The organism is Campylobacter sp. BCW_6464 (genome assembly GCF_001762775.1).
GTDB classification, from domain to species: Bacteria; Campylobacterota; Campylobacteria; order Campylobacterales; family Campylobacteraceae; genus Campylobacter_D; species Campylobacter_D jejuni.
Window position 1 is genome coordinate 47223 of the sequence record NZ_MJXM01000030.1, and the last position, 6417, is coordinate 53639.

At 31.3% G+C, this 6417-nt stretch carries 9 protein-coding genes and 1 pseudogene; all 10 read left to right on the forward strand.

Annotated features, from left to right (window positions below; genetic code table 11):
• The first annotated feature begins 58 nt into the window (after positions 1-58).
• Positions 59-556 (forward strand): peptidoglycan-associated lipoprotein Pal, encoded by a 498-nt coding sequence (gene pal, locus AJ885_RS02000; RefSeq protein ID WP_002851617.1) that lies wholly within the window; start codon positions 59-61, stop codon positions 554-556.
• Between the two features lie 3 nt (positions 557-559).
• A complete protein-coding gene (locus AJ885_RS02005) occupies positions 560-1507 on the forward strand; it encodes a tetratricopeptide repeat protein (RefSeq protein ID WP_070280654.1) in 948 nt (315 codons plus the stop codon).
• Positions 1508-1521: 14 nt separating this feature from the next.
• Positions 1522-2097, forward strand: a complete 576-nt coding sequence (locus AJ885_RS02010; protein WP_070280656.1) for a peptidylprolyl isomerase — start codon at positions 1522-1524, stop codon at positions 2095-2097.
• 47 nt (positions 2098-2144) lie between these two features.
• Positions 2145-3017 (forward strand): ACP S-malonyltransferase, encoded by an 873-nt coding sequence (locus tag AJ885_RS02015; protein ID WP_236842038.1) that lies wholly within the window; start codon positions 2145-2147, stop codon positions 3015-3017.
• Positions 3014-3703, forward strand: a complete 690-nt coding sequence (pfs, locus tag AJ885_RS02020) for an aminodeoxyfutalosine nucleosidase (protein WP_002859787.1) — start codon at positions 3014-3016, stop codon at positions 3701-3703. Before AJ885_RS02015 ends, pfs begins: the two co-directional genes overlap by 4 nt.
• Positions 3700-4455, forward strand: coding sequence for a tRNA 2-thiocytidine(32) synthetase TtcA (locus AJ885_RS02025; protein ID WP_002860947.1), 756 nt, complete (start codon positions 3700-3702; stop codon positions 4453-4455). The genes pfs and AJ885_RS02025 overlap by 4 nt, the downstream gene beginning before the upstream one ends.
• Positions 4456-4459: 4 nt before the next feature.
• The gene (locus AJ885_RS02030) at positions 4460-4981 is read left to right on the forward strand and encodes an isochorismatase family cysteine hydrolase (protein WP_002785057.1); all 522 of its coding nucleotides are present in this window, start codon (positions 4460-4462) and stop codon (positions 4979-4981) included.
• Positions 4981-5595 carry a recombination protein RecO gene (gene recO / locus AJ885_RS02035; protein ID WP_044779837.1) on the forward strand — a complete coding sequence of 205 codons (615 nt, stop codon included), beginning with the start codon at positions 4981-4983 and terminating at the stop codon, positions 5593-5595. The genes AJ885_RS02030 and recO overlap by 1 nt, the downstream gene beginning before the upstream one ends.
• Positions 5592-5996 carry an rRNA maturation RNase YbeY gene (gene ybeY / locus AJ885_RS02040; protein ID WP_070249010.1) on the forward strand — a complete coding sequence of 135 codons (405 nt, stop codon included), beginning with the start codon at positions 5592-5594 and terminating at the stop codon, positions 5994-5996. Before recO ends, ybeY begins: the two co-directional genes overlap by 4 nt.
• A gap of 86 nt (positions 5997-6082) precedes the next feature.
• Positions 6083-6417: pseudogene (locus AJ885_RS02045) on the forward strand (hypothetical protein); the annotation flags it as partial.

A 6417-nucleotide genomic window follows, 5' to 3' on the forward strand; every position in this document is an offset into this window, starting at 1 on the left:
AAAATTAATTAAAAATTAGATATAATAGTAAGAATTTATTAACTTTGAAAGGTCATAAATGAAAAAAATTCTTTTTACTTCAATTGCAGCTCTTGCAGTTGTTATTAGTGGTTGTAGCACAAAAAGCACTAGTGTAAGCGGTGATAGTAGTGTTGATTCAAATCGTGGTTCAGGTGGAAGTGATGGTTGGGATATTGATTCAAAAATTTCTCAACTTAATGATACTTTAAATAAAGTATATTTTGATTTTGATAAATTCAACATTCGTCCTGATATGCAAAATGTTGTAAGCACGAATGCTAATATCTTTAACACTGAAGTAAGCGGTGTAAGTATTACTGTTGAAGGAAACTGCGATGAGTGGGGAACTGATGAATATAACCAAGCTCTAGGTTTAAAAAGAGCAAAAGCTGTAAAAGAAGCTTTAATCGCTAAAGGTGTAAATGCTGATAGAATTGCTGTTAAAAGCTATGGAGAAACAAATCCTGTGTGCACTGAAAAAACTAAAGCTTGCGATGCACAAAACAGACGTGCTGAATTTAAATTATCAAGATAATTAATGAAAAAAATATTCACAGTAGCTCTTCTTGGAGCTACTTTACTTTATGCAGAAAGCTCAGCTTTTGGTGCAGGAGATATAACAAGCAATTCTTCTTATGGTTTAACTTCAAATGAAAAATTATTTAAAGAAAAGTTAGATAATTTAAATAATGAAAATATACAAACAAATGCTAGAATTAATGAAATTAACGAAAGAATCGAGGGTTTACAAAGCACTTTAGAAGGTATAAATTCTCAATATGCTAAATCAAATTCTAGATTAAGTCAAGTTGAAGAGAATAATCAAAATATTGAAAATAATTTTACTAGTGAAATTCAAAAATTAAAGACTTATGTTGAAGAAAGTAGAAAAATTCAAGAAGCTAATAATAAGCAAGTAAAAAAAGTTTTAGCTGAACTTAGTTCTTTAGTAGATGCTATTAATGCAAATTATGTTTCTAAAAACGAATTAAATGATGCAAATTTAAGTGTTAAAACTATTGCACCTAGTGTTGTTGTTTCAACTACAGATTCAAATAGTACCATTGAAAACAATAATGCTCAAAATACCCAAGATGATAAAGCAAAACAAATTGATGAATCTTGGAAAAAGAAAAAAGATAATGAAATTTTAGAATTAGCGATAAAAGATGTTGATAAAAATGCTTTTGAAGATTCCAAAGCAAAATTAAATTTTCTCATAACAAAGCAGTATAAACCTGCAAGAGCAAATTTTTGGTTAGGGGAGATCGAGTATAAACAAAAAAATTATAACAATGCTATTGTTTATTATAAAAAAAGTTCTTCTTTGAGTACAAAAGGGGATTATTTCCCAAAACTTTTATATCATACTGCCATTTCATTGGATAAAACAGGTGATACAAAAACAGCAAATGGTTTTTATAAAGCTTTAAAAACTAATTATCCAAATTCACCCGAAGCAAAAGCTTCACCTAATAGAAAATAAATTAAGGAGATAAAATGGCTATAGAAAAAAATAGTGTAGTTTCAATGTTTTATGAGTTAAAAGACGCAAATACAAATGAAGTTTTAGAATCAAATTTATACTCTCAACCTATTTCTTTTATTTTAGGCAAAGGTCAGATTTTAGAAAGCTTAGAAGAAGAAGTGATGAAGCTTGATTGCCCTAGCAATGCTGATGTGGTAATTAAAAAAGAAAAAGGTTTAGGCGAATACGATGAAAATGCCGTTCAAACTTTACCAAAAGAGCAATTTGCAGGTATTGATTTAAAAGTAGGTATGGAGCTTTTTGGCGAAGGTGAAAATGGCGAAACCGTTCGTGTAACTGTAAAAGAGATTGGCGAAAATGATGTCACAATTGATTATAATCATCCTTATGCAGGTCGTGATTTGCTTTTTTCTTTAAATATCGTAGATGCTAGAGTTGCAAGTGAAGATGAAATTCTTACAGGTATTATCGCAGGAAGTCATAGTTGTGGTTGTGGAAGCGGACATGGACACGATCATCATCACGGACACGGACACGGACACGGTGGTGGCGGTTGCTGTGGTGGCGGCGGTTGCGGTTGTCATTAATGAATACTGCATTTATATTTCCAGGTCAAGGCTCACAAAGTCTTGGCATGGGAAAAGATTTTTATGAAAACTCTATAAAAGCCAAAGAACTCCTTCAAAACGCAAGTGATTTTTGTAAGATTGATTTTAAACATTTGCTTTTTGAAGAAAACGAAAAACTCAATCAAAGTGAATTTACTCAACCCGCCATCGTTTTAAATTCCTTAATGGCTTATAGTGTTTTACTTGAAAAAAAACCTGATTTAAGTTCGAAATTTGCTTTAGGGCATTCTTTGGGAGAATTTTCAGCCTTAGCTGTCAATGGTGCTTTTGATTTTTTAGAGGCTCTTTCTTTGGTCAATAAAAGAGGGCTTTTTATGCAAGAAGATTGTGCAAAAGTTGAAGCAGGTATGATGGTGGTTTTAGGGCTTGATGATGAAAAGGTTGAAGAGCTTTGTCAAAAAGCACAAAAAGAAAACAAGCAAATTTTCGCTGCAAATTATAACTGCGATGGACAAATCGTTGTAGCAGGTTTAAAACCTGATTTAGCAAGTTATGAAAGTGTATTTAAAGAAGCAGGAGCTAAAAGAGCTATGCTTTTAAATATGAGCGTGGCAAGTCATTGTCCTCTTTTGGAAAATGCTTCAGCTAAGCTTTGTGTGGAGCTTGAAAAGGTGTTAAAACCAAATTTTAAAGCCGTAATTTCTAATGCAAATGCTAAAATTTATACAAGCAAAGAAGAAGCCCTTGAACTTTTAAAAGCACAACTTATCTCTCCTGTGCTTTATAAACAAAGCATTAAGGCATGTGAAAATGAAGTAGATTATTTCATAGAATTTGGTGCAAGCGTGCTTAAGGGTTTGAATAAAAAAATCACTTCAAAAGAAACTTATGCTTTAACAAATATGAATGATATTGATGAATTTTTAAAGGTTATATGATGAAAATAGCAATTTTAGGAGCCATGAGTGAAGAAATCACTCCTTTGCTTGAAACACTTAAAGATTATACAAAAATAGAACACGCTAATAATACTTATTATTTTGCAAAGTATAAAAATCATGAACTTGTTTTAGCGTATTCTAAAATCGGCAAGGTAAATTCTACTCTTAGTGCTAGTGTGATGATAGAAAAATTTGGCGCACAAGCTTTGCTTTTTACAGGAGTTGCAGGTGCTTTTAATCCTGAACTTGAAATTGGTGATTTGCTTTATGCAACAAAATTAGCCCAATACGATCTTGATATTACCGCTTTTGGGCATCCTTTGGGTTTTGTTCCAGGTAATGAAATTTTTATCAAAACCGATGAGAAATTAAACAATCTTGCTTTAGAAGTTGCTAAGGAATTAAATATCAAACTTCGTGCAGGTATTATTGCAACGGGTGATGAGTTTATTTGCGATGAAGCAAAAAAAGCAAAAATTAGAGAAATTTTCAATGCGGATGCTTGTGAAATGGAAGGCGCAAGTGTGGCTTTGGTTTGTGATGCTTTAAAGGTGCCTTGTTTTATCTTAAGAGCTATGAGTGATAAAGCAGGGGAAAAGGCTGAATTTGATTTTGATGAATTTGTGATCAATTCAGCTAAAATTTCAGCCAATTTTGTGCTTAAAATGTGCGAGAAATTATGATAAATCTTAGCAAAAAACTCATACGCCAAGTTGCACAAGCTAATGCTAAATTTGGACTTATTAAAGATGGAGATAGGGTTCTTTTAGGGCTTAGTGGCGGGAAAGATTCTTTGGCTTTAGCCCATCTTTTAAATCGTATGCAAGCTCATGCTCCTTTTAAATTTGAACTTGAAGCGGTAACTTTGAGTTATGGCATGGGCGAGGATTATTCTCATCTTCATGCACATTGTGAAGAACACGGCATTAAACATAGCGTGCTTGATTCAAATATTTATGAAGTTTCAGGCGATACCATAAGAGAAAATTCAAGTTTTTGTAGTTATTTTTCGAGAATGCGTCGTGGAGCTTTATATACTTACGCTCTTGAAAAAGGTTTTAACAAGCTTGCTATAGCCCATCATTTAGATGATGCAGCAGAAAGCTTTTTTATGAATTTTATTCATAATGGAGCTTTAAGAACCTTAGCGCCTATTTATCAAAGCAAACGCGGTGTAATTGTGATACGCCCTTTGATTTTTGTGCGAGAAAGACAGCTTAGGGATAATGCTACACAAAATGAACTTAGCGTGATAGGAAATGAATTTTGTCCTGGTATGAAACTCAGCGAAAAAAATGTAAAATTCCCCCACGCTAGAGAAGAAGCTAAACAGCTTTTAGCAAATTTAGAAAAAGATCATCCTAAGCTTTTTACAAGTTTAAAAACCGCTTTTGCCAATTTACACACGGAGAGTTTTTGGCTTCAAAAGGCATAAAAGCATGAAAAAAGCTTTTGTTTTAGTGGATTATCAAAATGATTTTATTGATGGAAGTTTAGGTTTTGATAAGGCTTTAAAAATCAAAGAAAATATTCTTAAAGCCTTAAATCAAATCGATTTTAATAACACGCATTTGCTTTTAACCTATGATACGCATGATGAGCATTATCTACAAAGTAAAGAAGGTTTAAATTTACCTGTAAAACATTGTATTAAAGAGAGTTTGGGTTGGCAAATGCCAAAGGAATTTGAACCTTTTTTACAAAAAGCTCATAAAATTTTTTATAAAAATACTTTTGGTAGCTTAGAACTAGCTAATTTCATACAAAAAAGCGATTATGAAGAACTTCATTTTGCAGGGCTTGTTTCTCATATTTGTGTGTTTTGTAATATCATTTTAGCTTTTGGCGCTAAGCCTAATGCAAGGATAATTTTACACCAAAATTTAAGTGCAAGTTTTGATGAAAATTTAGAAAAATCCGCTTTTGATATACTTAGGGCTTATGGTATTGAAATTGTTTAATGCAAGGCTTTATACTTCATACTCAAAAAGTTAAAGATGAGGATTTGATCGTTTATATTTTAAGTCCTAAAATGCTTATTAAGGCTTATCGTTTTTATGGACTTAGACATTCTAGTATTTTAAGCGGCTATAAAATCGACTTTGCTTTAGAAGAAAATCCTAGTTTTTTACCAAGACTTAAAGATGTATTGCATTTGGGATTTTTATGGATTATGCAAAGGGATAAAATGCTTATTTGGCAAGAATTTATCCGTCTTTTATATAGACACTTAAAAGATGTGGAAGAGCTTGATAGTTTTTATTTTGATTTACTTGATGAGTGTGTGAAAAGGTTTGAAAAACAAAATCCAAAGCGTGTTATTATTGATGCTTATTTAAAAATTTTGGAATTTGAAGGAAGATTGCATAAAGATTTTTTTTGTTTTGCCTGTGATGAGAAAATTCAAAATTCCATTACATTACTAAGGGCTTTTTTACCTTCGCATTCTCAATGTGCTTTAGGATTTGAGTTTGAAGAGAAAAAACTAAAACAATTTTATAGCAGTAAAAATTGTGCGATTTTTGATGATGAAGAAATAGAAAATTTATATCATTTGATTAAGGAAGGTTTATGATATTAAGTGATGAAAAATGTGATTTTTTAGAATCAATAGCAAGTTTTTTAAGTCCTAAAGATGTGGAGCTTGTCTTTGTGGATAGTAAAGAAATGCAAGAAATTAACTTAGAGCAAAGAAAACAAGATAAAACCACTGATGTACTTTCTTTTCCGCTTGAAAATATCGATGAGAGTTTGCCTTTGGGTTCTGTTGTGATCAATGTGGATTTGGCAAAAGAGAAGGCTAAAGAGTTAGGGCATAGCTATGAAGAAGAAATAAGCTTGCTTTTTATCCACGCTATGCTTCATTTGTTAGGTTTTGATCATGAAAATGATAATGGAGAAATGAGAGAAAAAGAGAAAGAACTTATAGAGTATTTCAATTTGCCTAAAAGTTTGATTATAAGGACTTTGGGATAACTCCACCCCAAAACGGAACAGATCTTGCTTATATTATTTTAATATATTTAGATTGAAGGCAGAAAAATCTAAATCAAGGAATTAATATGAGTATCTTTAGCATCAATGATAACTCAAACTATAATTCTATACTTTCACAAGCAAAAGCTAATAAAGAAAGTAAAGAAAATTCTAAAATAAGTTTTGCTAATGCTTTTTTAAAACAAAATGCTAGTAAGTTAAATGAAATTCAAAATGCAAATTCACAAACTCTAGCAAGAAGTGAAGTATTAAATTCTACTAATACAACAAATACTAGCAATAACACTAATTTTAGTATAAGTAGTAAAACAAGTTCTCCTAATTATGATATATCAAGTGAATTTAAAAACTCTATTTATACTCTAAAATATAAACAAGCAGATATAAGTAATACTTCTAC

Coding starts and splice junctions, on each gene's coding strand:
- pal (WP_002851617.1), top strand. CDS start 59: ATGAAAAAAATTCTTTTTACTTCAATTGCAGCTCTTGCAGTTGTTATT.
- AJ885_RS02005 (WP_070280654.1), top strand. CDS start 560: ATGAAAAAAATATTCACAGTAGCTCTTCTTGGAGCTACTTTACTTTAT.
- AJ885_RS02010 (WP_070280656.1), top strand. CDS start 1,522: ATGGCTATAGAAAAAAATAGTGTAGTTTCAATGTTTTATGAGTTAAAA.
- AJ885_RS02015 (WP_236842038.1), top strand. CDS start 2,145: ATGGGAAAAGATTTTTATGAAAACTCTATAAAAGCCAAAGAACTCCTT.
- pfs (WP_002859787.1), top strand. CDS start 3,014: ATGATGAAAATAGCAATTTTAGGAGCCATGAGTGAAGAAATCACTCCT.
- AJ885_RS02025 (WP_002860947.1), top strand. CDS start 3,700: ATGATAAATCTTAGCAAAAAACTCATACGCCAAGTTGCACAAGCTAAT.
- AJ885_RS02030 (WP_002785057.1), top strand. CDS start 4,460: ATGAAAAAAGCTTTTGTTTTAGTGGATTATCAAAATGATTTTATTGAT.
- recO (WP_044779837.1), top strand. CDS start 4,981: ATGCAAGGCTTTATACTTCATACTCAAAAAGTTAAAGATGAGGATTTG.
- ybeY (WP_070249010.1), top strand. CDS start 5,592: ATGATATTAAGTGATGAAAAATGTGATTTTTTAGAATCAATAGCAAGT.